This window comes from Brevundimonas lutea (assembly GCF_003704105.1).
GTDB classification, from domain to species: Bacteria; Pseudomonadota; Alphaproteobacteria; order Caulobacterales; family Caulobacteraceae; genus Brevundimonas; species Brevundimonas lutea.
The window spans coordinates 65499-89496 of record NZ_QUOQ01000003.1 but is presented as its reverse complement, the minus strand read 5'-3'; the positions used below and the strand labels follow the sequence as shown (position 1 = coordinate 89496).

General features: G+C 67.7%; 24 protein-coding genes. 9 read left to right on the top strand and 15 right to left on the bottom strand.

Annotated features, from left to right (window positions below; translation table 11 throughout):
- Positions 1 to 21 precede the first annotated feature (21 nt).
- Positions 22 to 1365, bottom strand: coding sequence for a trigger factor (gene tig, locus EES48_RS04410; RefSeq protein ID WP_122465192.1), 1344 nt, complete (start codon positions 1363 to 1365; stop codon positions 22 to 24).
- Between the two features lie 189 nt (positions 1366 to 1554).
- Here tig and EES48_RS04405 point away from each other — a divergent pair, with 189 nt between their 5' ends.
- The 3 genes from EES48_RS04405 to EES48_RS04395 all read left to right on the top strand — a co-directional run bounded on the left by EES48_RS04405 (position 1555) and on the right by EES48_RS04395 (position 4053).
- Positions 1555 to 2232: an MBL fold metallo-hydrolase gene (locus EES48_RS04405; protein ID WP_122465685.1), complete on the top strand. Its 678-nt coding sequence runs from the start codon at positions 1555 to 1557 to the stop codon at positions 2230 to 2232.
- Positions 2233 to 2328: 96 nt separating this feature from the next.
- The gene (locus tag EES48_RS04400; protein WP_240623219.1) at positions 2329 to 3375 is read left to right on the top strand and encodes a M23 family metallopeptidase; all 1047 of its coding nucleotides are present in this window, start codon (positions 2329 to 2331) and stop codon (positions 3373 to 3375) included.
- 66 nt (positions 3376 to 3441) lie between these two features.
- Positions 3442 to 4053: a flavodoxin family protein gene (locus EES48_RS04395; protein ID WP_122465191.1), complete on the top strand. Its 612-nt coding sequence runs from the start codon at positions 3442 to 3444 to the stop codon at positions 4051 to 4053.
- Between the two features lie 2 nt (positions 4054 to 4055).
- Here EES48_RS04395 and EES48_RS04390 read toward each other — a convergent pair whose 3' ends face one another.
- The 9 genes from EES48_RS04390 to EES48_RS04350 form a co-directional block, all read right to left on the bottom strand.
- The gene (locus tag EES48_RS04390; RefSeq protein WP_122465190.1) at positions 4056 to 4856 is read right to left on the bottom strand and encodes a MetQ/NlpA family ABC transporter substrate-binding protein; all 801 of its coding nucleotides are present in this window, start codon (positions 4854 to 4856) and stop codon (positions 4056 to 4058) included.
- A 66-nt stretch (positions 4857 to 4922) separates the two neighbouring features.
- Positions 4923 to 5720 carry a 3'(2'),5'-bisphosphate nucleotidase CysQ gene (locus EES48_RS04385; protein WP_122465189.1) on the bottom strand — a complete coding sequence of 266 codons (798 nt, stop codon included), beginning with the start codon at positions 5718 to 5720 and terminating at the stop codon, positions 4923 to 4925.
- Entirely contained in the window at positions 5717 to 7063 is a 1347-nt protein-coding gene (locus EES48_RS04380) for a TldD/PmbA family protein (RefSeq protein ID WP_122465188.1), read from the bottom strand. Before EES48_RS04380 ends, EES48_RS04385 begins: the two co-directional genes overlap by 4 nt.
- Positions 7064 to 7101: 38 nt before the next feature.
- Complete coding sequence (locus EES48_RS04375; RefSeq protein WP_122465187.1) at positions 7102 to 7506, bottom strand: MAPEG family protein; 405 nt, start codon at positions 7504 to 7506, stop codon at positions 7102 to 7104.
- A 2-nt stretch (positions 7507 to 7508) separates the two neighbouring features.
- On the bottom strand, positions 7509 to 9356 hold the full coding sequence (locus EES48_RS04370) for a M14 family metallopeptidase (protein ID WP_122465683.1): 1848 nt from the start codon (positions 9354 to 9356) through the stop codon (positions 7509 to 7511).
- A gap of 97 nt (positions 9357 to 9453) precedes the next feature.
- Positions 9454 to 9684: a hypothetical protein gene (locus tag EES48_RS14765; RefSeq protein ID WP_162998013.1), complete on the bottom strand. Its 231-nt coding sequence runs from the start codon at positions 9682 to 9684 to the stop codon at positions 9454 to 9456.
- Positions 9685 to 9809: 125 nt separating this feature from the next.
- Positions 9810 to 10019, bottom strand: coding sequence for a hypothetical protein (locus EES48_RS04365; protein WP_122465186.1), 210 nt, complete (start codon positions 10017 to 10019; stop codon positions 9810 to 9812).
- Between the two features lie 300 nt (positions 10020 to 10319).
- A complete protein-coding gene (locus EES48_RS04355; RefSeq protein WP_122465184.1) occupies positions 10320 to 11849 on the bottom strand; it encodes a UbiD family decarboxylase in 1530 nt (509 codons plus the stop codon).
- 52 nt (positions 11850 to 11901) lie between these two features.
- On the bottom strand, positions 11902 to 14190 hold the full coding sequence (locus tag EES48_RS04350; protein ID WP_122465183.1) for a fused MFS/spermidine synthase: 2289 nt from the start codon (positions 14188 to 14190) through the stop codon (positions 11902 to 11904).
- Between the two features lie 95 nt (positions 14191 to 14285).
- Here EES48_RS04350 and EES48_RS04345 point away from each other — a divergent pair, with 95 nt between their 5' ends.
- Entirely contained in the window at positions 14286 to 14783 is a 498-nt protein-coding gene (locus EES48_RS04345) for a CinA family protein (protein WP_122465182.1), read from the top strand.
- Positions 14780 to 15016, top strand: coding sequence for a sulfurtransferase TusA family protein (locus tag EES48_RS04340; protein ID WP_122465181.1), 237 nt, complete (start codon positions 14780 to 14782; stop codon positions 15014 to 15016). The genes EES48_RS04345 and EES48_RS04340 overlap by 4 nt, the downstream gene beginning before the upstream one ends.
- Here the strand turns inward: EES48_RS04340 and EES48_RS04335 are convergent.
- A complete protein-coding gene (locus EES48_RS04335; protein ID WP_240623218.1) occupies positions 14985 to 15923 on the bottom strand; it encodes a YihY/virulence factor BrkB family protein in 939 nt (312 codons plus the stop codon). The two genes, EES48_RS04340 and EES48_RS04335, sit on opposite strands and share 32 nt — an antisense overlap.
- A 137-nt stretch (positions 15924 to 16060) precedes the next feature.
- Here EES48_RS04335 and EES48_RS04330 point away from each other — a divergent pair, with 137 nt between their 5' ends.
- The 4 genes from EES48_RS04330 to EES48_RS04315 are packed head-to-tail and all read left to right on the top strand — an operon-like array spanning position 16061 to position 21152.
- A complete protein-coding gene (locus EES48_RS04330; RefSeq protein ID WP_122465180.1) occupies positions 16061 to 17356 on the top strand; it encodes a diguanylate cyclase domain-containing protein in 1296 nt (431 codons plus the stop codon).
- Between the two features lie 51 nt (positions 17357 to 17407).
- On the top strand, positions 17408 to 18220 hold the full coding sequence (locus EES48_RS04325) for an N-formylglutamate amidohydrolase (protein WP_122465179.1): 813 nt from the start codon (positions 17408 to 17410) through the stop codon (positions 18218 to 18220).
- The gene (locus EES48_RS04320) at positions 18217 to 20091 is read left to right on the top strand and encodes a peptidase MATCAP family protein (protein WP_122465178.1); all 1875 of its coding nucleotides are present in this window, start codon (positions 18217 to 18219) and stop codon (positions 20089 to 20091) included. Before EES48_RS04325 ends, EES48_RS04320 begins: the two co-directional genes overlap by 4 nt.
- Before the next feature lie 17 nt (positions 20092 to 20108).
- Positions 20109 to 21152, top strand: coding sequence for a glutathione synthetase (locus tag EES48_RS04315; RefSeq protein ID WP_122465177.1), 1044 nt, complete (start codon positions 20109 to 20111; stop codon positions 21150 to 21152).
- Between the two features lie 4 nt (positions 21153 to 21156).
- Here EES48_RS04315 and EES48_RS04310 read toward each other — a convergent pair whose 3' ends face one another.
- The 4 genes from EES48_RS04310 to plsX all read right to left on the bottom strand — a co-directional run bounded on the left by EES48_RS04310 (position 21157) and on the right by plsX (position 23980).
- The gene (locus EES48_RS04310; RefSeq protein WP_122465176.1) at positions 21157 to 21543 is read right to left on the bottom strand and encodes a MerR family transcriptional regulator; all 387 of its coding nucleotides are present in this window, start codon (positions 21541 to 21543) and stop codon (positions 21157 to 21159) included.
- 2 nt (positions 21544 to 21545) lie between these two features.
- Positions 21546 to 21842 carry an integration host factor subunit alpha gene (locus EES48_RS04305; protein ID WP_122465175.1) on the bottom strand — a complete coding sequence of 99 codons (297 nt, stop codon included), beginning with the start codon at positions 21840 to 21842 and terminating at the stop codon, positions 21546 to 21548.
- Between the two features lie 108 nt (positions 21843 to 21950).
- Positions 21951 to 22928, bottom strand: a complete 978-nt coding sequence (locus EES48_RS04300) for a beta-ketoacyl-ACP synthase III (protein ID WP_122465174.1) — start codon at positions 22926 to 22928, stop codon at positions 21951 to 21953.
- The gene (gene plsX / locus EES48_RS04295) at positions 22925 to 23980 is read right to left on the bottom strand and encodes a phosphate acyltransferase PlsX (RefSeq protein ID WP_276309586.1); all 1056 of its coding nucleotides are present in this window, start codon (positions 23978 to 23980) and stop codon (positions 22925 to 22927) included. Before plsX ends, EES48_RS04300 begins: the two co-directional genes overlap by 4 nt.
- Between the last annotated feature and the right edge of the window lie 18 nt (positions 23981 to 23998).

Here is a 23998-nt window from a genome sequence, read left to right as displayed (position 1 = left end):
AGCGACACATGGCCGCGACGATCAGTCCTCGTCTTCGTCCTTGAGCAGGTCGTCCTTGGAGATCGGCTCGTCGGTCACCTTGGCCTGGCCGAACACCAGGTCGCAGACCTTCTCCTCGTAGATCGGGGCGCGCATCTGGGCGGCGGCGTTCGGGTTCTGGCGGTAGAAGTCCAGCACCTGCTTCTCCTGGCCCGGATAGTTGCGGGCTTCGGCCATCAGGGCGTTGTTCAGCTCCTGATCGGTCACCTGGACATTGTTGGCGCGACCGATCTCGGCCAGCACCAGGCCCAGACGCACGCGGCGCTCGGCGATCTTGCGGTATTCTTCCTTCAGCTTCTTGTCGGACTTCTTCTTGTCCTCGTCCGACAAGCGGTCGGCCTTCTTGTCGGCCTCGACCTGCTGCCAGATGCCCTCGAACTCGGCGTCGACCATCTTGGGCGGCAGGGCGAAGTCGTGACCCTCGTCCAGCTGGTCCAGCAGCGCGCGCTTCAGCTTGAAACGCGACATCCGCTGGTACTGCTGGTTCAGGTTCTGGCCCAGCAGCTCCTTCAGCTTGTCCAGCGATTCGAGGCCCAGGCGCGTGGCCAGTTCGTCGTTCAGCTCGGCGTCCTTGGGCGCCTTGATGGCCTTGACGGTGACGTCGAAGGTCGCGGCCTTGCCGGCCAGATGGGCCGCCTGATACTGCTCGGGGAAGGTCACGTTCAGGACCTTCTCGTCGCCGACCTTGGCGCCCTTCAGCTGCTCTTCGAAGCCGGGGATGAACTGGTTGGAGCCGATCACCAGATTGGCGTCCTCGGCCGAACCGCCCTCGAACACTTCGCCGTCCAGCTTGCCGACGAAATCGATGGTGACCTGGTCGCCGTCGGCGGCCTTCACGGCCTTGCCCTTCTTGTCTTCGTAGGTCTTGGCCTGTCCGGCCAGATCCTTCAGCGCCTCGTCAATGTCGGCGTCCGAGGCCTCATAAACCGGGCGGGTCAGTTTCAATTTCTTGGGATCGACCGGGGTGAAGTCCGGCATCACCTCCAGCGACATTTCGTAAGAGAGGTCCTCCTGGCCGGCGACGACCTTGTCCATGTCGCTGGTCAGCTTCATCTCGGCCGGGGCGGCGGGGCGCACCTTGGCTTCGTCCAGGGCCTTCTGGCTGGTCTCGTTCAGCGTGGTGTTGACGATCTCGCCCATCAGGTCGCGGCCGAAGGTCTTGCGCACGTGCGACGGCGGCACCTTGCCCGGACGGAATCCCTTCAGGCGCAGCTGCGGCTGCACTTCCTTGATCTTGGCGTCCAGCTTCGCGTTCAGCTCGGTGGCCGGCACGGTGACGGCGATAACGCGGCTGAGGCCTTCGGTGGACTTTTCGACGACTTGCATGGGTGACGCTTCGGGGACGGGCCGCACGGGCGGCGAAGGATGGGACGAGACCTAAGGGGCGCGCGCGGACGCTCGGGCGCGCCGGCGGCTCGCTTCGGAAGGCGGCTCTTATGTCGATTTGCCCCCGGAAGGTCAATGTGGAGCGACGCCGCCGCTTGCCCCGACCCGCCACGCCGCTATGTCAGCGGCATGGCCTCCTCCCCCACTCCCATCGCCGCCTTCATCGCCCCGGTCACGCCGCTGCAACAGAACTGCACGGTCGTCTGGTGTTTGAAGACACTCAAGGCTGCAGTTATCGATCCCGGCGGTGAGGTCGACAAGGTGCTGGTCGAGGTCGCCCGGCGCGGCCTGACGGTGGAGAAGATCTGGATCACCCACGGCCACCTCGACCATGCTGGCGGCGCCGCCGAGATGGCCGAAAAGACCGGCGCGCCGATCGAAGGCCCCCACCCTGCCGATCAGTTCTGGATCGACGGCATCCCGCAACAGGGCCAGATGTACGGCATCCCGGGCCTGCGCAGCTTCACCCCCGACCGCTGGCTGGACGAAGGCGACACCCTCCAGGTCGGCGAGACCCGTTGGGAGGTCTATCACACCCCCGGACACACCCCCGGCCACCTGATCTTCTTCAACCGCGAGGCCCGCTTCGCCCAGGTCGGGGACGTGCTATTCCAGGGCTCGATCGGCCGCACCGACTTCCCCCAGGGCGACCACGAGGCCCTGCTGACCTCAGTCCAGACCAAGCTCTGGCCGCTGGGCGACGACGTGGCCTTCGTCCCCGGCCACGGCCCCGGCTCGACATTCGGCCGCGAGCGCCAGACCAACCCCTTTGTCTCGGATCAGGCGCTCGCGAACCGCGCCCGTTAACCTCTGCGCCCAAAAAACGAGCGGTTTACCCTGTTGGCTTCGATCCTCTGTCGGGGCACATCGGGGGTCACGACGATTCAGCGGACGGAGGGGCGCATGGCCCGGATGGAGCGGCGTCTCGGCGCCTGGGCGGCGCGCGCGGCGGGTCTTGTGGTCCTGACCCTGGCGGCGGCGGCGTGCAGCACCTATCCCGAGGGTCCTCGCTATCCGATCTACGCCGAGCCACCAGCGCAGCCGCGGCCTTATACGCCCCCGCCGGCCGAGCAGCCCGACACGCCGCCCGCGCCGGACGACATCGTCCCGCCGCGCCCCATGCCCGTCGATCCGATCGAGGCCGAGGCCCTGCCGCCGACCACGGATCCGACCCCCACCTGGCCCCAATCGCCGCCGCCCACGACCGCACCGCCCGCAACGCCACCCCCCGAATGGCGTCCGGCCGAGCCTGCCTCCATGACGCCCGGAGCCGGCTATCTGATCCAGACCGGCGACACCCTGTCCGGCATCGCCCGGCGCTTTCAGACGCCGGTGCAGATCCTTATTGATCTGAACGGCCTAGGTCCGCGCGGCGCCCTGACCCAGGGCCAGACCCTGATCCTGCCCGACAGCGCCGTCGACACCGGACGCGATCCCTACGCCACCGGCCCGTCGCCTCGCGGCGTGCGCGTCCCCAACGGCGCCGCCCCGCCCCCGCCGCCTCCGCCGCCCTCGGGCAATCCCGCCGCTCCGGCGCCGGTCAGCGATTCGGCAGATGGTCGCGGTGTGTTCCAATGGCCCGTGCGCGGCGAGGTCATCCGCCGGTTCGGCCCGGTCGGCACCGGCGAGCGCAACAACGGCATAAATATCGGCGCTTCGGCCGGCGCCCCGGTCAACGCCGCCGCCGCCGGGCGGGTGGCCTATGTCGGCGATGATCTGGTCGGTCAGGGATTGGTCGTGCTCCTGATCCACGCCGACGGCTGGCGCAGTGTGTACGGCCATCTCGGCTCAAGCCTGGTCGAGGACGGCGACGAGGTGCGTCAGGGCCAGCAGATCGGCACGGTGGGCCTGACCGCCGGCGACGGCCGCCCCTCCATGCACTTCGAGACCCGCCGAATGCAGGGCGACGACCCCACGCCCATCGATCCTCTTAGCCTGCTGCCGCGCTAGGGGGTTCGCGGGAACATCCCCGGCGAGGCGGCGCTTCTCTTCGATCATCCTGAGCGAGGAGAGCCCATGAAGGCCGTCGTCCTGAACTGCACCCTGAAGCCGTCGCCGGCGACCTCGTCGACAGAGGCGCTGGCCAAGGTGGTGTTCGCCGAACTGGAGAAGGGCGGCGCCGAGGTCGAACTGATCCGGCTGGTCGATCTGGACATCAAGCCCGGGGTCACCGGCGACGAGGGCGACGGCGATCAGTGGCCGGACGTGGACGAAAAGCTCAAGGCCGCTGACATCGTGGTCTTCGCCACCCCGACCTGGCTGGGGCAGATGTCGAGCGTCTGCCTGCGCGCCCTGGAGCGCATGGACGCCTGGTTCGCTGAAACCGACCACTCGGGTCGCCCGGTCGCGTTTGGCAAGGTGGCCGGTGTGGTCATCACCGGCAACGAAGACGGCGCCCACAATATTGTCGCCACGGTCTGTCAGGGCCTGATCGACATGGGCTTCACTATCCCGGGCCAGTCCTGGACCTACTGGCACCTCGGCCCGGGCCCTGGTCCTGACTATGTCGAGACCGATCAGGGGCACGACTATTCCGACCGCGTCGGCCGCAATGCCGCCCGCAACCTGATCGCTCTGGCCAAGGTCATGAAGCCGGAAGTCTATCCGGTCCCGGAAAGCGGCGACTAGGCTCAGGCCGCCGGGATCACCGCCCCGTCGTATTTCTCGGCGATGAAGTCGCGCACCTCCTGGCTGCGCAGCACCTCCGCCAGCGTCTGGATGCGGCGGTCGTTGGTGTCCTCGGGCCGGGCGACCAGATAGTTCACATAGGGGCTGTCGCCGCCCTCAAGAGCGCGAGCGTCGGTGCGTGGATTTAGCCCCGCATCCAGCGCGTAGTTGGTGTTGATCACCGCCAGATCGACCTGGTCGAGAATGCGGGGGATGGTCGCCGCCTCAATCTCGCGGAAGGTCAGGCCCTTGGGATTGCCGGTGATGTCGCGCACGGTCTGCAGCGGGTTGTCGCCGTCTCGCAACTGGATTAGCCCCGCGCTCTGAAGCAGCAGTAGCGAGCGCCCGGTGTTCGAGGCGTCGTTGGGCAAGGCCACTTCGCCCCCGTTCGGCACCGCCTCGATTGAGGCGTGACGGCGCGAATAAGCGCCCAGCGGCTCCACATGCACCCCCGCAACCGTCACCAGGTTCGTGCTGCGCGCGGCATTGAACTCATCCAGATAGGGCTTGGTCTGGAAATAGTTGGCGTCGATCCGGCCCTCCGCAAGTTGGACATTCGGCTGAACGTAGTCGTTGAAAACCCGAACCTCGATCGGAGCACCGCGCTCCGCCATCAGCGGCTCGATGAATTCCAGGATTTCGGCATGCGGAACGGCGGTGGCGCCGACCACCAGGGCGGCCTCGGCGTCCGGGGTCGCCTCGCCCCGAGAACAGGCGGCCACGATCAGGCTGGCGGCGGCGAGAAGGATCAGGCGTCGGGTCATGTCATGTCTCGGGGGAGCGAGAGGGCGGAAGGGCTGTTCTAGCGTGGTGAAACGCGACTGGCGAGCCTAGAGCGCGAGCGGAATCGACCGGGTGCGCTGGACGATCAGCGGATGCACGCCGGCGGCGGCGCAGACGATGCTGGGCTGGCGCGGATCGGCCCGGTTGAAGGCCCACGGGCGACCGTGATGATCGGTGACCAGAGCACCGGCCTCGGTCGCCACCAGAGCGCCGGCGGCGATGTCCCAGTCCCATTTCGGCGTCAGGGCCAGGGTGGCATCGAAGGCGCCGGACGCCACCAGAGCCATACGGTAGGCGATGGCGTTGCGGCGTTCGAACCGCATCGGCGGCCACGGCTCGACCCATTGCGGTCCTTCCAGGATCCGGGCGTCGGCCAGCACCGAGGCGTCATCCAGGCTGGCGACGTCCGCCGCCGCGATGGGCTGGCCGTTCAGTCGGGCGCCGCCGCCCAGGGTCGCCTCGAAGGTCTCGTTCAGGGCCGGGGCATGGATCACCGCCGCGACCGGTTGGTCTCCGTCGATGACAGCGATGGGCACGCACCACCACGGCCGGTCCTTCATGAAGGCGACCGTGCCGTCGATGGGGTCGACCACGAAGATTCGTCGCCGGGTCAGCCGCTCCGGGGCGTCGGCCGTCTCTTCCGACAGCCAGCCATAATCGGGGCGCGCGCTCAGCAGGCGATTCCGCAGCAGGGCGTCGACCTTGAGGTCGGCGCTGGTCACGGGTGATCCGCCGGGCTTGGAGCGGATATCGAGCCCTTTCGCCCGCTCGCTCAGCGCCAGGGCGCCGGCCTCGGCGGCGGCGGCGCGGATCAGCGCCAGGTCGTCGAGAAGCTCAGCGCTCATTTGCCCGCGATGGCGACGCGGTCGATCAACAGGCTGGGCGTGTTGAAGCTGGAGCGGAACTCCAGGTCGGAGCCCACCACCAGCCGCTTGTAGAGCTCCGTCAGGGGGCCCGCGACCGTGACCTCGCTGACCGGATAGGCCCGCTCGCCGTCCTCGAACCAGTAGCCCGACACCCCCGCCGACCAGTCGCCAGTGTTGGGGTTCAGCGACGGCCCGAACATTGAGGTAACCACCAGTCCCCTGCCCGCCTCACGCATGAGGCCGGCGAGGTCGTGCTCGCCCGGCTCGACATGGAGATTGTGGCTCGACACGCCGGCCGCGCCAGCGCCGCCGCGCGAGGCATGACCGGTTGTTTCGAGGCCCAGTTGCGCCGCGGCCGCCGTGTTCAGCAGCCAGGTGTTGATCACGCCCTTGGTGACCAGCTCGCGCCGTTCCACCTCGACCCCCTCGTCGTCGAAGGGCGTCGAGCCCAGCCCGCGCGGCCGGAACGGATCGTCGATCAGGGTGACGCCGTCCGACAACACCGGCTGGCCCAGCCGATCCTTCACGAAGCTGACGCCGCGCGCCACGGCGGCGCCCGACATGGCCTGGACCAGGGGCGAGATGATCTGGCCCGAGACCCGATTGTCGAAGATCACCGGCGCGGTGGTCGAGCCGATCTTGCGCGGGCCCAGGCGGGCGACGGCGCGATGTCCCGCCTGCTCGCCGATCCAGTGGGCGCCGGGCAGGTCGGTCAGGTGCCGCGTGGCGCGGTTTTCGCTGCCGCGCTCCATGCCCCCGCCGTCCTTCTGGGCGATGACGCCGACGCCCAGCGCGTGGGACGATCCGCGATGCCGCCCGTCGAACCCATGAGAGGTGACCAGCCGCCAAGTCCCCTCGGACCAGCTGGCCTCGCCGCCTTCGGATTTGGCTACGCCGTCCACGGCGCGTGCCGCCGCCTCTGCCTCGACCGCAGCGGCCTCAAGCTGTTCGGCCGATCGCTCCACCCCGTCGAACAGGTCCAGATCGCGGTGCGGGCCGCGCGCCAGCCGATCCTCGGGCGCCAGCGTGGAATAGGGATCTTCAGGGGCCAGCTTCGCCATGGCCACGGCCCTGTCTACCAGTCTCTCCAGCGTCCGCTCGGACAGGTCCGAGGCGGACACCGTCGCCTGCCGCCGGCCGATGAAGACGCGCAGGCCCAGGTCGCGGCTCTCCTCGCGCTCGACCGATTCCAGGGCCCCGTTTCTGACCCCCACCGACAGTGTGCTGCGATCGGCGAAGACGCACTCGGCGGCGTCGGCGCCGCCCTTGAGGGCGCGCTGGATCAGGTCGGGGAGCAAATCAGTGGATGTGTCAGAAGCCATGCCCCGATATGGCCGGGCCGTCCCGTCAGCGCAACGCGTCAGACCACGGCGTAGGCGATCAGCACGATGGCGGTGATCAGCAGAGGCATCCAGGTGAACATCATCCCGACCACCCGGCCGATCGACGACGAAGGCAGGAAGATCAGCCCAGCCGCATGAACCACACGCCCGAACAGCAGGGCGCCGCCCAGGCCGTGGATCAGATAAGCCGGGGCCGAGAGCACGGCCAGCAGCACCAGCGCGGCTATGCCGACCGGCAGATATTCGGTGGCGTTCCCGAAGGCCCGGATGGCCTGGGCCAACTCCGGCACACCGCCGTCGCCGAACGCCACCAGATGCCGACGACGCCGCCGCACCACCAGGCTGGACAGCCCCAGCAGCAGCAGCATGCCCAGGCCCGCCCACAGCGCTGCGGCCTGAGCCGAGGCGGTGACCCCGTCCACCGTCAGGTCTCCCGCGCGATGGGATAGAGGCGATACCGGTCGTCGTAATAGGGCGTCCGCTCATAGAACCACTGCAGCCGCGCGTCGCCATCGGCGGCGAAGTCCGGCTCGGCCGCCAGCTTGGTTTCAAACTCGGCCTTCAGGGCGGGATCGGCGGCCAGCATGCGGTCGGCCAGGGGCGCGATGGCGTAGGCCTCCATGTATTCGACCCGGTTCAGCACCTCGGGGATCATGCCCCAGGCGAAGAAGCCCTCCGACGATTGCGGCTCCAGCAACAGCACGGCCACGTCCCCGAGGGGCTGATCCGTCGAGACACGGACCGAGCCGGGCGGGAAGGCCCAGTTGCGACGCTCGGCTTCGACCGTCTTGACGGAGATCGGCACATGGCCCTCGTTGGTGCGGGCCGACACCACCGGATCCACCAGCCGCAGCATGTCGACGGTCACGGTCCGCGGAGCGTCCAGCGTCTCCATCGTCACGCCGTGCAGGCGCAGCCGCTCGATCAGGTCCGGCCGATGGCCCGGAACCCAATAGGCCTGGGGCCGATCCAGCATGAGGGTGGGACGGGACACGTAGAAGGGCACCTGCCACAACTCGGGGTCGGGCTCGCCCAGCCAGCGGATTTCGTCGCGCCCGGACGCCTCGCTGCGATAGGTGTCATAGCGGATGCCCTTGAAGGCGCGGGTGTAGGCCGGCTCGGGATCGCTCTCGAAATTGGCCGGCACCTGTTCAGGACGCAATGCGCTGTCCTCGGCCACGGCGCGGCGCAGGTCGGCGCCCTGTTCAGCCAGGAGGCGCATCGCCTCTTCCAGGAAGACGTAGGTTCCCAGCACCCGCTGCTCATGCGGCTTCAGGCTGTGGTTCTCGATCAGGATGGTCGGCACATGCGCCGCCGAGCCCCAGCCGTTTGAAAAGCGCTCGCCGAGGCCCCCGTCCGATAGCCCCGCCCTGGGGTTCGCATCGTCGATGCCGAAGACCAGCTCGCCAGGGATATGCCCCTGCCCTTCCAGCGCCGCGTTCATGGCCGGCTTGAAGGTGTCGTCCAGCCAGCGCGCCGTGGCCGGACTGCGGCTCCACACGCCGTTCTCGCCGTTGAAGCCGTAGGTGACGTCGTACTGGTAATCCAGGCCGTCGGTGACGTGGATGTCGACATAGAGGTCGGGCCGGTACTTCAGGATCAGGCCGCGCACCGCCTGCATCTCGATCTGGTCCAGCTTCATGTAGTCGCGGTTGAGGTTCTGGTTGGTCGCGGTGTGACGCCAGCCCTGGACGCGCGGCCCACGCTGGTTCGGGCGCGAATAGGCGCCCGCCCGCTCGTGCCCATCCACAGACAGGATCGGCACCAGGATCAGATTGACCCGATCGAGCAAGCCGTCCTTGCCGTACATGGCGATATCGCGGAGCAGCATCATGCCGGCGTCCTTGCCGTCGATCTCGCCCGGATGGATGCCGGCCTGGGCCAGCAGAACCGGCTTGGCCGGATCAAAGGTCGCGCCGTCCTTGGACGCGATCACGGCGTAAATGGGCCGACCCTCAGGCGACACGCCGAACGCCTCGATGCGGATCAACTCCGAGGCCGCATCCAGCCGGTCGAACCAGGCGCGCGTGTCGGCGTAGTCTGGCGAGAAGTCATGCTCGGAATCGGCCTCAAAGGCGGTGACCCACGGATCGGCGGTGTCACGCAGCAGCGACCGGCTGGCCCCATCCCACGCCGGCGCCGGCGGCAGGAAGTCCTGATCCCACGGCGCGGCGTTGGAAACGGGCGGCGGGGTCTGGGACATCACGGGACTCGACGACAGGAGGGTCAGGCTTAGGGCGGCAACGGCCGCGGCGATCAAGGCGCTTCGCATGGGCCAAGGCATGGCCCGGATGTCGTCGAACGGCAAGGCCGTCCGCAAAGCTCAGGACGGAGGCCGCGCCGAGGTCAGCCCGGCGCGGCCGATGGCGTCAGTAGGGACTAACGCCGCAGTTGCAGATTACGCCCTTGGGCTGCAGTTTCTGGCAACGTTCCAAGCAGTCGCCACCCTGGCCGCTGGCCGAGCATTGCCAGACGCACTCGCAATAGCCGGCGCAGTTGGCCGCCGCACAGGCGGGCTGGTTGTTGGCGGTGGCTCCGCCGGTGAGGGTCAAGGCCGCCGCGACGGCGAGGCCCGACATGATTGTGCGTAGCTTCCTCATCGTTGGTCTCCCTATCAGAGCCCCCTTGGAGCCCAGACTTTCAGTGCAGACCGCCCAAGGCCAATCACAGGGCGTAACACGGTAGGGTTACCGGCAGCGCGTTCGCAACCTGTGATGCCTCGTCGCTAATCCGGGCCGCCACTCGCCGTACGGGTCGCGGCCGCCTTCTCCGTCAGTTTTCGCAGGGCCGTGGTCACAGCCGAGCCATAAAGCTGGCCCTGCACGTCGGTGTAGTGTTCGGCCATCAGCCGCTTCTTGATGTCGCTGACGCTGGCGCATTCGCCGCTCTCCGCCAGCTGATAGGCGCGTTCGAGTGTCGTTGGTCGATGATTCATGGCTCTGATATGGTGACGCTTGGCCCGAATTCCAGTTCGGCTATTCCGCCTCACCCACTAGGTCTGGTGACGCGACTTCGCGCCGTTCGGACGTGGAGCCCGCATATCTCTCTTCCAGCCACCGCAGCGGCTGGAAAAATTGATAGGCAAAGTCACCCATCCGCGAAGTCGGATAGACAACATGCATTCGGCCGTCGGGCGACCTGGAGGCGCCGTGTTCGCCGCGGTAGGCGACATAAGTCCCCGCCCAGATCACCAGAAGGAACAGCGCCGGGCCCAGCAGCGTCCAGCCGTGACGCCTTACTCCCATATCGGCGAGCCGTCGCCCGGCAGCCCGAGCCGATCCCACATCTCCGAGACCCGCTGGACCACCGCCTCATCCATGCGGATTTCCTCGCCCCACTCCCGCTTGGTCTCGGGCGGCCACTTGTCGGTGGCGTCCAGGCCGATCTTGGAGCCCAGGCCGCTCTCCGGGCTGGCGAAGTCCAGATAGTCGATGGGGGTGTTCTCGATGACGGTGATGTCGCGCGCCGGGTCCATCTTGGTGGACAGGGCCCACATCACGTCCTTCCAGTCGCGGGCGTCGATGTCGTGGTCCACGACGATGACCCACTTGGTGTACATGAACTGCCGCAGATAGCTCCACACGCCCAGCATCACCCGCTTGGCGTGGCCGGGATAGGCCTTCTTCATCGACACCACGGCGATCCGATAACTGCACCCCTCGGGCGGCAGCCAGAAGTCCACGATCTCCGGAAACTGCTGGCGCAGCAGGGGGATGAAGACCTCGTTCAGCGCCTCGCCCAGCACGCTGGGCTCGTCCGGCGGCCGGCCGGTGAAGGTGGACAGATAGATTGGGTCCTTGCGCCGCGTGATCGCCGTCACTCGGAACACCGGGAAGGTCTCGACCGAATTGTAATAGCCGGTGTGATCGCCGTAGGGCCCCTCCGCCGCGTGCTCGTCCAGAAGCACCTCGCCCTCCAGCACGATCTCGGCCTGGGCCGGAACCATCAGGGGCTGGGTCTTGCAGGCGACCAGCTCGGCCTTGGCCCCGCGCAGCAGGCCGGCGAACTGATACTCAGACAGGGTGTCCGGCACCGGCGTCACCGCCGCCAGGATCGTCCCGGGATCGGCCCCCAGCACCACCGCCACCGGCAACGGCTCGCGTTTTCCGGCCTTCTTGTGCCGGGCGTAGTGCTGGGCGCCGCCCCGGTGGGCCAGCCAGCGCATGATGGCGCGGTCGCGCCCCAGCACCTGCATCCGGTAGATGCCCAGGTTGAAGTTATCCTCGCGGTCGTCCGACGGACCCTTGGTCACCACCAGGCCCCAGGTGATCAGCGGCGCGGGTTCTCCCGGCCAGCAGGTCTGGATCGGGAGAGACCCCAAATCGATCCGGTCGCCGGTCTCGACCACCTCCTGCACCGGCGCCTTCTTCACCGTCTTCGGCCGCATGCCCATCACAGTCTGCGCCAGGGGCAGCATCTCCCAGGCGTCTTTCAGGCCCCGCGGCGGCTCGGGATTGCGCAGGAAGGCCAGCAGCTCGCCCACCTCGCGCAGTTCGCCCGCCGTGGTCCGCTCGCGGCCCTCCAGAGTAACCCCCATGGCCACCCGCTTCACCGTGCCGAACAGATTGACCAGCACCGGAATGTCCGACGGCGTCCCGTCCGCCTTCACCGGCCGTTCGAACAGAACCGCCGGCCCGCCGTTCCGCAGCAGACGCGTCTGGATCTCGGTCATCTCCAGCACGGTCGAGACCGGCTCGGACACCCGCACCAGCTCGCCCGCCGCCTCCAGCCGGTCGATGAAGTCACGCAGGGATCTGTAGGCCATAGGAACTCCGCCGAACGTCAGCCGAGACGCCTATCCCACCCGCTCTTCCCTGTCATCGCGTCTGAACCTCGCGGATCAGGGAGCCGAACAGGTTGACGTAGTCGTCGGTCCAGGGCCGCACCTCCGTGTCGCCGATGGTGCGCCAGCGCGGGTCGCTTCGGAATTCGGCCAGTCCCTGCTCGGTCGGCGACAGGATCACCACCTCGGCCGAGGCGTCGGCCATCTCGCCGCCCTCGTTGGTTTCGCCGTACAGTTGGTGCAGCTCCGGCGCCCCAAGCCGACGCGCCGCGGCGATGACCGGTTGGGTGATCTCCAGGTTGCGGTTGGATAGATGCAGCACCACCACCCCATTCTCCTTGACCTTGTTGAGATAGGTCTGGAGCGCCTCGACGGTCAGCAGGTGCGTGGGAATTGCGTCCGAGGAAAAGGCGTCGACCAGCAGCAGATCGTACTGGCGATCGGGCTGTTGCTCGATGGTCAGGCGCGCGTCGCCCAGCACCGTGTCAACGGGAGCTTGGGCGCAGCCGTTGATGAAGCTGAACCAGTTCGGGTCGCGCGAAAGTCGATCCACCATAGGATCGATCTCGAAGAAGGTCATTCGGTCGTCCGGACGCACATAGGCGGCCATCCCGCCCGAGCCCTGACCGATCACCCCGATCGTGCTGTCCCAACGCCGAAGCTGGACAGCCTCGGTCACCTGACCGATCGGTCCTGTTCGCGAGTAGTAGAGCGTGGGACTGCAGGCGAATTCGGGATTGCGCGCCTGGGCTCCGTGCAGGGTCGTCCCGTGCATCAGCATGTGAACATTGCCGCCCATCTGCGGATCGTTGAACCCGGCGACCCGCATGACGCCGAAGAAGCTCCGCTCGGTATGCAGCCAGTCGTATCGACTGACGACCTGGTGCGACGACAGGGTGACGATGGCGATGGCGCAGGCGAACAACAGCGCCCGGTCCCGGATCATGAAGGCGGCGATGGCCGCCCCGCCGTAGAGGAAGCGCGCGATCATCTCGATATCCTGAACCGAGATGATCGACAGCGCCTCGGGGTTATGGAGCACGTACTGGATCGCCAGCGGCGGCCCCAGACAGATGACGACGACGGGGGCCAGCCACATCCACTCGATCGACGTCGCCCGGCCCTTGCCCCAAGGCCGAAACAGCGCCGTGAGCACCAGAACAAGCGGGTATTCGATCACGGTCTGGAAAACGACCGGCGCCAGCAGGGCCGTGAAGGCCCCGCCCACGACGCCGCCCAGCGACATCAGCAGATAGAATTCCGTCAGCCGGTCCGGGGCCGGACGCCGCGCCGCCAGCAGTTGGTGGCACATCAGCGTCGTGAAGAAGAAGGTGGCGATGTGGATGGCGAAGATCACCGCCCACTCGCCCGTCTTGAACGGCAGCAGCCCCAGGCACGCCGCCACCAGAGCCGCCTGGATCGTCAGCGTCAGCCACAGCGGGATCCACGGTCGCGACTGGAAAGCGATGACGAAGGTCAGCAGATAGAGCGCCAGCGGGATGACCCATAGGAAGGGTGCTGACGCCACGTCCGTGGTGAGGTGGGCAGTGACCCCCAGCATCAGGCTGGACGGCGCGGCCGCTAGCAGAACCCACCGACCCTTTTCCAGCCAGGGGATTGGCGCTGAGCGCGGCAGGACCGGCGCCTCGGCTAGCCCCTCGGCGCGTCGCCGCCAGACGACGAAGGCGAGCGCGGCGATCAGAACGATGAAGGCGCCGTAGCCCCCGGTCCAGCCGTAACGCTGGCCGCTGAGCGTCATCAGGGGCTCGATCACCACCGGATAGGAAATCAGGGCAAGGAAACTGCCGAGGTTGCTGGCGGCGTAGAGCACATAGGGATTCTGCCCGTCGTGGTGGCCGGCCCGGACCCGTGCGAACCAGGCCTGCAAAAGTGGCGCGGTGGCGGACAGCACGGCGAAAGGCGCGCCCACCGAAATCGCCAGGGTGCCGAGCAGCCAAACGATCGGCTGGGCCGGGTTCGGGTCGCCGAGGGCGCCGTTGATCGACAGCGGCAGCAGGGAGGCGGCCAAAAGCAGCAGGGCCAGATGAATTCCTACCTGCGCCTTTATCGACCGCACGCGTTGCAGAAGGTGGGCGTAGAGATAACCGGCCAGCAGCGCGGCCTGAAAAAACACCATGGCGGTGTTCCAGACGGACGGCGACCCGCCGAGCGTCGGCAGCACCAGCTTGGTGATCATCGGCTGCACCGCGAACACCAGCGACGCCGACAGGAAGATCGCGAGGGCGAACAGCGCCGGGGTCAGCGGATCGCCCCGGGTGAGGCCAGGCTCGGGCGCGGCGGTGTCGGCGACGGCGTCAGTCATACGGCGATCTCGGCAGAGCGGTGGTATGGACCGCGCCCCCGTGGACGGTCCCTCGATCTCCCCTTATCCCGACTCGCGAAACTTGGAGAGGCGACATGTTCGCACCCCCGATCATCGATCGCGCTGAAGCCGTCATCCGACGCGCCACGGCCCGCGGCCTGCGCCTGAGGACGGCTGAAAGCTGCACCGGCGGTCTGGTCGCCGGCGCGCTGACGGCGATCGACGGGTCGTCTTCGGCAGTCGATCGAGGCTTCGTCACCTATTCGAATGAGGCCAAGTCAGCGCTGCTCGGCGTTCCGGCAGCGGTGATCGAGGCGCATGGCGCGGTGTCGCGCGAGACCGCGGAGGCCATGGCGCGCGGGGCCGTCGCCGGCGCCCTGGACGTACTGGCCATCTCCATCACCGGGATCGCCGGCCCAGGAGGCGGTTCGCCCGAAAAACCCGTCGGCTTGGTGTGGTTTGGCGTGGCGCTTGGTGATCGGGTCGAGACCGTGGAGCGCCGGTTCGGCGTCCTCGGCCGCGATCAGGTCCGCCAGGCGGCGGTCGAGGTGGCGCTAGACCTGATGCTCGACACACTGACCCCGCCGTCATGAGCGAAACAAAAGTGGATGCTCGCGGACACCGCTGCCCGGTCCCTACCTTGCGACTGCGCAAGGCGCTGTCGCTTGCGATGCCGGGAGAGACCGTCATCCTGCTGGCCACAGACCCGATGGCGCGTATCGACGCGCCGCATCTGGCGGCTCAGCTGGGGGCCGAGGTCATCGGTGTGACCGAGACGGACGGCGTCCTCACCATCACCGTACGGACCGACGCGAAGACAGGCTGACGACTTCGGCCGGTTCAACGCCGCGATCGGCGCGGGCCAGAACGGCCTTTCGCTCGGCCTCGCGGCGCGCCAGGATTTCCAGCTCGGTGGTGAAGGCCCCGCCGTAGAAGACGGCGTTGACGTTCCACGACAGCCAGATGAGCAGAATCACCACGGCACCCACCGAACCGTAGGTCGCGCCCAGATGCACGATCTGCTCGACATAGATGGCGCAAAGCCAGGAGAAAACCATCGACATCGCGGTCGCGACCAGCCCTCCGGCCAGCGCCGGCGCCCAGGCGACCCGCACTTTGTGCGACATCGCGTATCGATAAAGACAGGTCAGGCCGAAGGCGAGGCCGAGCGGCGGCCAGAGCTGATCCCAATGGAGCCCGCCTGTGGCGGCTCCGACCGCAGCGTGCTCCATGATGCGGGCCGTCACAACCGCGCCCGAAACGAGCGTGAACAGGCCAAAAGCGAACAAAGCCACCACGAAGGCCAGCATGTTGAACTTGAAGAAGCCATGCGGCTCCTTCTCATCATGAATCAAGTTCAAACCAGCCAGCAAGGCCTTGAATCCCCTATGCGCGGCATAGGCGCCGATGACCAAAGCCACGGCGCTCTGGGCCGAGATGCTGCGCGCCGAAGCGGTCGTCAGGCGGGTCACCTCGCCTTCGAACACCGTCCGCGCGGCATAGGGTAGAGCCTCGGCCAGGGCAGCCGCCTGTGTCGTCGCCTGGCCGGTGGTCAGGACCACCTTGTAGAAGCCGATCAGGATGGCGATCGCGGGAAACACCGCCAGCAGCGCGAAAAAGGACACCCCGCCGGTGTAGAGCATCACGTCCCGGCCCCAGCTGCGCGCGAAGGCGCGACCCGCCAGTCGGGTCCAGAAGGCCAGGGAGGTGTAGTCGACGGCGTCTCGGCTCAACAACAGCGCTCGCTCCTTTGTCGGGCTGGCGACCCTAATCCAGCTTGTCCCCGATCGAAAGCGGCGACGCGGTTTCGCTCTCACCCGCCTGTCGATATAGCTGGGACCGGATGACGGCGGGACGAGGGGATTCGGCATTGGAACGACAGGCGCGCGTGCTGCTCCTGGCCGCGACCGACGCCGTGGTCGAGCCGCTGTCGATCGGGCTGGACGCCCTGGGGTGGCGCAGCATCACGGCCCGCTCATCTGCCGCGGCGGCGGCGGCTCTGGCCGACGGACAGATCGAAGCCGTTGTCATCGACACTCAAGGCGCTCCGGCCGATCTGGCTGCCGCAACCCTCCGCGCGGCCGCGGCGCCGCGCAGGATCGCCGTGGTGGGTGTCGGAGACGGTGCGATCGAGGGCCTGGACAGCCGCATGGCGGACCCTGTCCACCCCGCACAATTGGCCCTGCGTCTCGAGCAACTGATCCGCGCCGCGGTCGCGGAGGAAGAGTTCGATCTGCGCAAACAGACCTTCGCGGACCACGGCGAGGCCGATCTGGTGATTGAGGAGAGCGCCACGCCGCCGCGTATCCTGGTGGCCGGTCAGGCGGATCGTCGGTTCCTGGCCCTCTCCAACGCCCTGTCAGAGCGCGGCGCCGAGACTGTGGCCGCCCCCACTCCCTACACCGCCTTCGACTTCCTGCATGAGAGCGCCTTCGACGCGGCGGTGCTGTGGGGCGGCGCGGATCATGCGCCTGCCCTGTCGATAGCGGCCGGCATGAAGCGCAATACGCGCCTCTACCATATCCCTCTTGTTCTGTATCTACGTCAGCAGGGCGAGATAAACCTTGGAGAAATATACAACAAAGGTATGGCCGATGTCGCCTCGGCCGATACGGCGGAAGACGAGACCGCCGATCGGATAATGGCCTTGGCCCGGACCTATCGCCGGCATCAGGCGATCCGCCGGGCTCTGGAATCGGTGCGCGGGTCCAGCCTGACCGACGCCGCAACCGGTCTGGTCACGCGAGAGGTGTTCGCCGCCCACCTGGCGCGTGTGGCCGAGGGCGCGCGCGCGAGACGCAGGGCGCTGTCGGCCTGTATCCTGCGGGTCGCTCCGACACAGTCCGTCAATCAGGCGCGTCAGGACGGCTGGCTGGATCGCGCCATGCCCCAGATCGGCTCAATGCTGTCGCGACTGGTTCGGGCTGAGGACACCGCCGCGCGGCTGGCGCCGGAGGTGTTCGCCCTGGCCCTGCCCGCCACTCCCGGCCCGGCCGCCCGTCTCGCCGCCCAGCGCATCGCCGCCGTGATCGGCTGCACCGCCTTCGACGCCGGTCAGGACAAGCCGCCCTTCGTGGTCGAATTCGAGATCGGCTGCGCCGATCTGCTCCCTGGCGAGGACCCGGCCGACCTGCTGGAGCGCGCATCGCGAGCATTAGGTCGCTAGGGCTACTGACCTTTCGGTGAACTTGACCGTAAGCCGACGCGTTCGGGTCGGATGCCGAACGATCCCCTTGCCTCTCCGGCGCCCTGGTGGACCCTCGCGCGGGGCGACGGACCGGTGCTGGCCACCGCCATCCACGACGGCCACGCCGTGCGCACCGCCCTCGCCGACCGCTTCGCCCTGGATGACGCCGGGCGACTGCGGGAAGAGGACCCGTTCACCGGCGACGCCATCCACGACGCGCCGAACCGTTTCGTCGCCCATCGCTCGCGGTTCGAGGTCGATCTCAACCGCCCGCTCGACACCGCCGTCTACCAGAGCCCCGACCAGTGCTGGGGGCTGGAGGTGTGGCGTTCGGCTCTGACCCCGGCTGAGGTCGAGGCCTCTCGCGACTATCATCGTCGCGCCTATGCCGAATTGGGCCGGGTCACCGATCAGATGGCCGAGGACTTCCCCGCCTTCGTCGTCCTTGATGTCCACAGCTACAACCATCGCCGCGACGGCGCCGACGCCGCGCCGACGCCGGTCGAGAAGGCTCCGGACATCAATATCGGCACCTTCTCCATGCCGCGTGAGCGGTGGGCGCACGTGGTCGATCCCTACCTCTCGTTCCTCTCTGACTACGATTTCAACGGCCGTCGCCTGTCCGTCGCCGAGAACCTGGCCTTTCAGGGCAAGGGCGAATGGAGCCGCTTCGTCCATGACCGACACCCGAAGCAAGGCTGCGCCATCGCCTTCGAGTTCAAGAAGTTCTTCATGGACGAATGGACCGGCGCCCCGGACCCTGCCGAGCTGGACGCCATGCGTCGGCTGATGCGCGACTCCGTCGCCGTCCTTGGCGACCTGATCCAGAGCCGCGACCCATGAGCGAACGGGGGGCGCCGACCGAGGCCGAGTTCATCCAAGACCTTTCGGCGCGCATCGCCGCCGGCAAGTCGGTGCGCCGCAAGCTGCCCGCCGGCGGCCGCATCCATGTCGACCGCCCCCTGCCCTTCGTGGTCGTCCACCGCCGTCGCCGCACCCGCTCGGCCAGCGCCGCCCTGGGCGTGGCCAGCGCCAGCCCGGTCTACGCCATCTGGCCGATGAAGGCCGAGGGCGACGCCTTCGCCTACGATCTGGTCGAAGCCCTCAGCCAGACCCTCGACCGGTCCCTCGGCGCCTTTCTGGTCGCCGAGCTCTACGACCTGCCGGTGCCCGAAACCGACAAGGCCGATTCCGCCGCCCCCACGCCGTATCGCTTCCAGGTCGGAGCCTCGGACCATCCTGAGGCGCGCCGCGCCGCCCAGGCCCTCAGGACCGCTCTCGAAAAGCTGGAGCTGGAACGCCAGACGCCGCGCATCGACCCCCGGCCCGAGCATCAGGATCTGATCGCCCTGCCCGCCGACACGCCGCGCATATCCCTCGGCATTCCCCGCACCTATCGTACGCCCGGCGGCGAGGGGGTGTTTCCCGGCGTCCTGCACGATCTCCAGACCGGCGTCCTGGACGCTCTGCTCCACGCCCTGTGCGGCGTCGTCGCCGCCTCGGACCTGCCGACGCCCAAACACTACCGCGCCCTGGGCCGCCGAGGCTTCATCCGCGCCGCCCGCCATGTGGACGGCCAGTTGGCGGACGTGGCGAGCGGCTTCGACTTCCTGCTCTCGGTCTCGCCGATCAACACCGCCCAGGCCTGGGAGACCTTCCGCGACGGCGGACGGGATCACGAGCCCGTCTTCCATTACCGTCCCCTCACCGTCGACGCCTCGCGCGAAAAACGCGCCCTCTACGCCATCGATGTCGACGGCGTCGAAGACCCCGTTCTCGAGACCCTGTTTCGCGAAAAGCAGCAGGAGATCGACCTGCAGCTGACGATGCTCCAGTCGCGCCAGACGCCACGCTTCCGCGACGCGTCGGTCATGCTCTACGGCCGCGTCCGTGACCGTCTGGCCGAACAGGCCGCCGCCGTCCTGGCCTCACTCAACGCCCGGGACCCCGCCCCGACCGACGAGGAGGACGCGCCCGACACCGTCGATTGCCACGCCGTGCGCGACGCCGCCACCGCTTTGGTCGCCTGCTATCGCAAGCGTCTGGACGACTTCAAGGCCGACATCAGCCTCCGCGACGACGTCACCGGGCTGATGGTCTCCGGCCCCCGGCTGATGATCTCGCGACACACCCAAATGCGCGCCACACGCGTCGATCCGCTGCTTCAGCACGAGGTCAGCATCCACCTGCTCACCTATTTCACCGGCAAGCAGCAGGGCCTGCAGATCTTCCGCTCGGGCCTGGCCGGCTATGAAGGCATCCAAGAAGGTCTCGGCGTCTTCGCCGAATTCGCCGTCGACGGCCTGACCCGCGAGCGTATGCGCTTGCTCGCCGCCCGGGTGATCGCCGTGCGCGCCATGATCGACGGCGCGGGCTTTCTCGAAGCCTGGCGACTGCTCACCCGCGACCACGGCGTCTCCTCGCGCATGGCCTTCCACATCTGCGCGCGAGCCTATCGCTCCGGCGGACTGGCCAAGGATTACATCTACTTGCAGGGCCTTCTGGATGTGCTGGACTGGCTGGCCTCAGGCCGCTCCCTGACTCCGTTCTGGTCCGGAAAGATCGCCATGGCCCATGTGCCAGTGATCGACGAACTGCACGAGCGCGGCTTCCTGCGCCCGGCTGCGGTCACGCCCGAATTTCTCGACCGGGATCAGGCTCGCGCCAATCTCGACCGCGCCGCCGGGGGTCTGACCCTCGCCGATCTCCTCTGACCCAAAGGACGCCCGCCATGCAGATCGCCTTCTTCGTCAATGGCCTCGACAGCGAGCACCCCCATTACACCACCACTATCCTGGCCAATGAATGCGTCCGGCGCGGTCACTCGGTGGTCTACATCACGCCCGGCGACTTCGTGATCCAGGGCGACAACTCCATGTGCGTCCACGCCACCTGCGTTCCGAAGAAGAAGTACCGCACCTTCAAGGAGTTCTTCGCGGCTCTTCAGGAGAACAGCGAACGGCGCCTGATGCCGATCGAGGAGATCGACGTTCTGATGCTCAGGAACGATCCCTCCAACGATGCCGGAGAGCGCCCTTGGGCCGAGGGCGCCGGCATCCTGTTCGGCCGTGAAGCCGCGCGACGCGGCGTGCTGGTGCTGAACGATCCCGACGGCCTCGCCCGTGCGGTGAACAAGCTCTATTTCCAGGGCTTCCCCGAAGAGGTCCGCGCCGAAACCCTGATCTCCAAGACCGCCGCCGACATCAAGGCCTTCTCCGAGGCGCACGGAGGCAAGGTCATTTTGAAACCCCTCCAGGGCTCGGGCGGTCAGGGTGTCTTCGCGGTCGGCGGCAAGGACGCGCCAAACCTCAACCAGATGATCGAGGCCATCGGGCGGGACGGCTACATCATCGCCCAAGCTTATCTACCGGCCGCGTCGAAGGGCGATATCCGCCTGTTTCTGATGAACGGCGTCCCGCTCAGGATCGGCGCCAAATATTGCGCCTTGCGCCGCGTCGCCGCCAAGGGCGACATCCGCTCCAACGTCCACGCCGGGGGCTCGATGGAGGCCGCCGAGATCGGCGAAACCGAACTGCGCCTGGCCGAGGTCATCCGCCCCAAACTGGTCCGCGACGGCATGTTCCTGGTCGGCATCGACATCGTCGGCGACAAGATCCTGGAGGTGAACGTCTTCAGTCCGGGCAACCTTCACACCTGCTCCAAGCTTGCCGGGGTCCGGTTTTCCACCCCGATTCTGGAGTCGATCGAGCGCAAGATGGAAATCCGCCGCGAACCGTCCTGCAGCCTGGATAATCAGGCGCTCTCGGTGCTTTAGGGCGTCAGCTTGCCAAGGCGGCCAGCAGGCGGGCGCGGGCGTATTCGACCTGATCGAGCGCGCGCTTCAGGGCGCGGTTTGGCACGACCTCGCGTTCGACCGTTCCCGCCGTCGCACCCGACGCGCCAGGCCCCACCAGAACGGCGTCGAGGCCGCCCTCGTCATACAGACGCTGAACGCCCTTCAAGGTCAGCCCCTCGTCGTGCAAACGTCGGCGGATCGCCGTCAGCACCGCGACATCGGTAGGGCGGTAGAAGCGCCGGCCGCCCGCTCGCTTGACCGGCTCCACGAAGTCGAACCGGCTCTCCCAGAAACGCAGCACATGCTGGGCGACGCCGATCTCGGCCGCCGCCTCGGAAATGCTCTGGAACGCCTTGGGGCCCTTGGACACCGTCAGGCCTGGCCGCCGTCGACACGCGCCTTCATGATCTGCGACGCGCGGAAGCTTATGACCCTGCGCGGATGAATGGCGGCCGGTTCGCCGGTCTTGGGATTGCGGCCCATGCGGGCGCGCTTCTCTCGAACTTGGAAGACGCCAAAGCCGGACAGTTTGACCGTCTCGCCGCGCTCCAGGCTCTCGACGATCAGTTCCAGCGTACGTTCGACCATGCCGGCGCACTCCTGCCGCGGCAGGCCCAGTTCCTCATGGACGGCTTCGCACAGGTCCGCCCTCGTCAAGGTCTGCGACAATTACCCCTCCCCAAACCTCAAGCACCGGCACTCGCGGGGCGCCATCCAAGCCCAAGCGCGCCGCGAATCATAGTCCAGAAACGCGTTAATGCGCTGGAATGCCGCTGATCACATACGGATCGCGCAGGCGCCCCAGGTCAGGCCGCCACCCATGGCCTCCATCAGCACCAGGTCTCCGGGCTTGATCCGCCCATCCCTGAGCGCAACGTCCAGGGCAAGCGGAATGGACGCCGCCGAGGTATTGGCGTGGTCGGCTACGGTCAGGATCACCTTGTCCTCGTCCAGCCCCAGACGGTCGCCGACGCCCTTGATGATCCGCTGGTTGGCCTGGTGCGGCACGAACCAGTCGACTTCGGACACCTCGATGCCGGCCGCCTCGGCCGCCGCCGTCACCGCCTCGGCGATGTTGATCACCGCGTGGCGGAACACCTGGTTGCCGGCCATGCGCAGATGCCCCACGGTGCCGGTGGTGGCCGGTCCGCCGTCGACATACAGCAGGTCCGTCTTGGTCCCATCGCAGCGCAGGGCGAAGCCCAGCATGCCCGTGTCGGCCTTGGTCCCCTGCCCTTCGCGCGGCTCCAGCACCACCGCCCCGGCCCCGTCTCCGAACAGCACGCAGGTCGAGCGGTCGGTCCAATCCATCAGGCGGGTCATCTCCTCGGCGCCGATGACCAAGGCGCATTTCGACAACCCCCGCGCCACGAAGCCGTCGGCGACGCTCAGCGCATAGACGAAGCCTGAGCAGACCGCCTGTACGTCAAAGGCGATGCCCACGCCCGCGCCCAGCTTGCGCTGCACGATCGAGGCGGTGGCGGGAAAGGTCATGTCCGGCGTGGTCGTCGCGACAACGATCAGGTCCACCTCGTCCGCCGTGCGGCCCGCGGCCTCCAGGGCGCGGCGCGCGGCCTCGACCGCCAGGTCGCTGGTCGGCTGGTCGTCGCGGGCCTTGTGGCGCCGGCGGATGCCGGTGCGCTCGCGGATCCATTCATCGGTCGTCTCGACCAGTTCGGCCAGGTCGGCATTGGTGACCACCTGTTCCGGCAGATAGGCGCCGGTGCCGGTGATGGCGCTGCGGATCACGCTCACTTGCTACTCTCCTGGGCGCCCGCCTTCACCAGACCGGCGACCCGACCCAGGCTCGCGCCCACCTTGTCCAGATAGTCGCTGCGGCCCAGTTCCGCCGCGATGCGGATGGCGTTGCCGAAGCCGCGCGCGTCGGCGCCGCCATGCGACTTGACCACGATGCCGTTCAGACCCAGCAGCGGCCCGCCGTTGATGGCGCTGGGGTCGATCTTCTGGGCCATCTTCCTCAGGGCCGGCATCGCCAGGGCGGCGCCCAGTTTCGACTGGATTCCGCTGGTCAGGGCCTCGCGCAGCAGGGCGTTGATGAAACGCGCCGTGCCCTCGGCCGTTTTCAGCGCGATATTGCCGGTGAAGCCGTCGGTGACCACGACGTCCACCGTGCCCTTGGCGATGTCGTCGCCCTCGACGAAGCCGTGATATGCGACCAGATCCGACGCCCTCAGGATCGCCGCCGCCTCGCGCACCTCGTCATGGCCCTTCACGTCCTCGGATCCGATATTCAGCAGGCCGACGGTCGGCGTCTGCGAACCGTGCACCGCCTGGTGAAAGGCCGCGCCCATGATGGCGAAGTCCAGCAGCTGCTCGGCGTCGCTCTCGACATTGGCGCCGACGTCCAGCACCGCCGTCACCCCTTTCAGGGTCGGCCAGCTGGCCACGATGGCCGGGCGCTCCAGGCCGGGCGCCGACATCCGCAGCCGCAGCTTGGAGATGGCCATCAGGGCGCCGGTGTTGCCCGCCGACACCGCCGCCGAGGCACGGCCGTCCTTGACCGCCTCAATGGCGTTCCACATCGACGAGCCCTTGCCCCGCCGCATGGCCTGGGCGGGCTTCTCGTCGCCTGCGATGACCTTCTCGGCCGGCCAGACTTCGGATCGGGCCGCCACCTCGGGGTGTTTTCTCAGCTCAGCCTCGATCGCCGCCTGATCGCCGTGCAGCAGGAAACGGGTCACACCGTCGTCGCGTCGCTTCAGCCAGTCGGCCACGCCGCCGACAACCACGGGCGGACCAAGGTCGCCGCCCATGGCGTCCAACGACAGGATGAGGGGGGAAGCCACGCTGGGAATCGCTCCTCG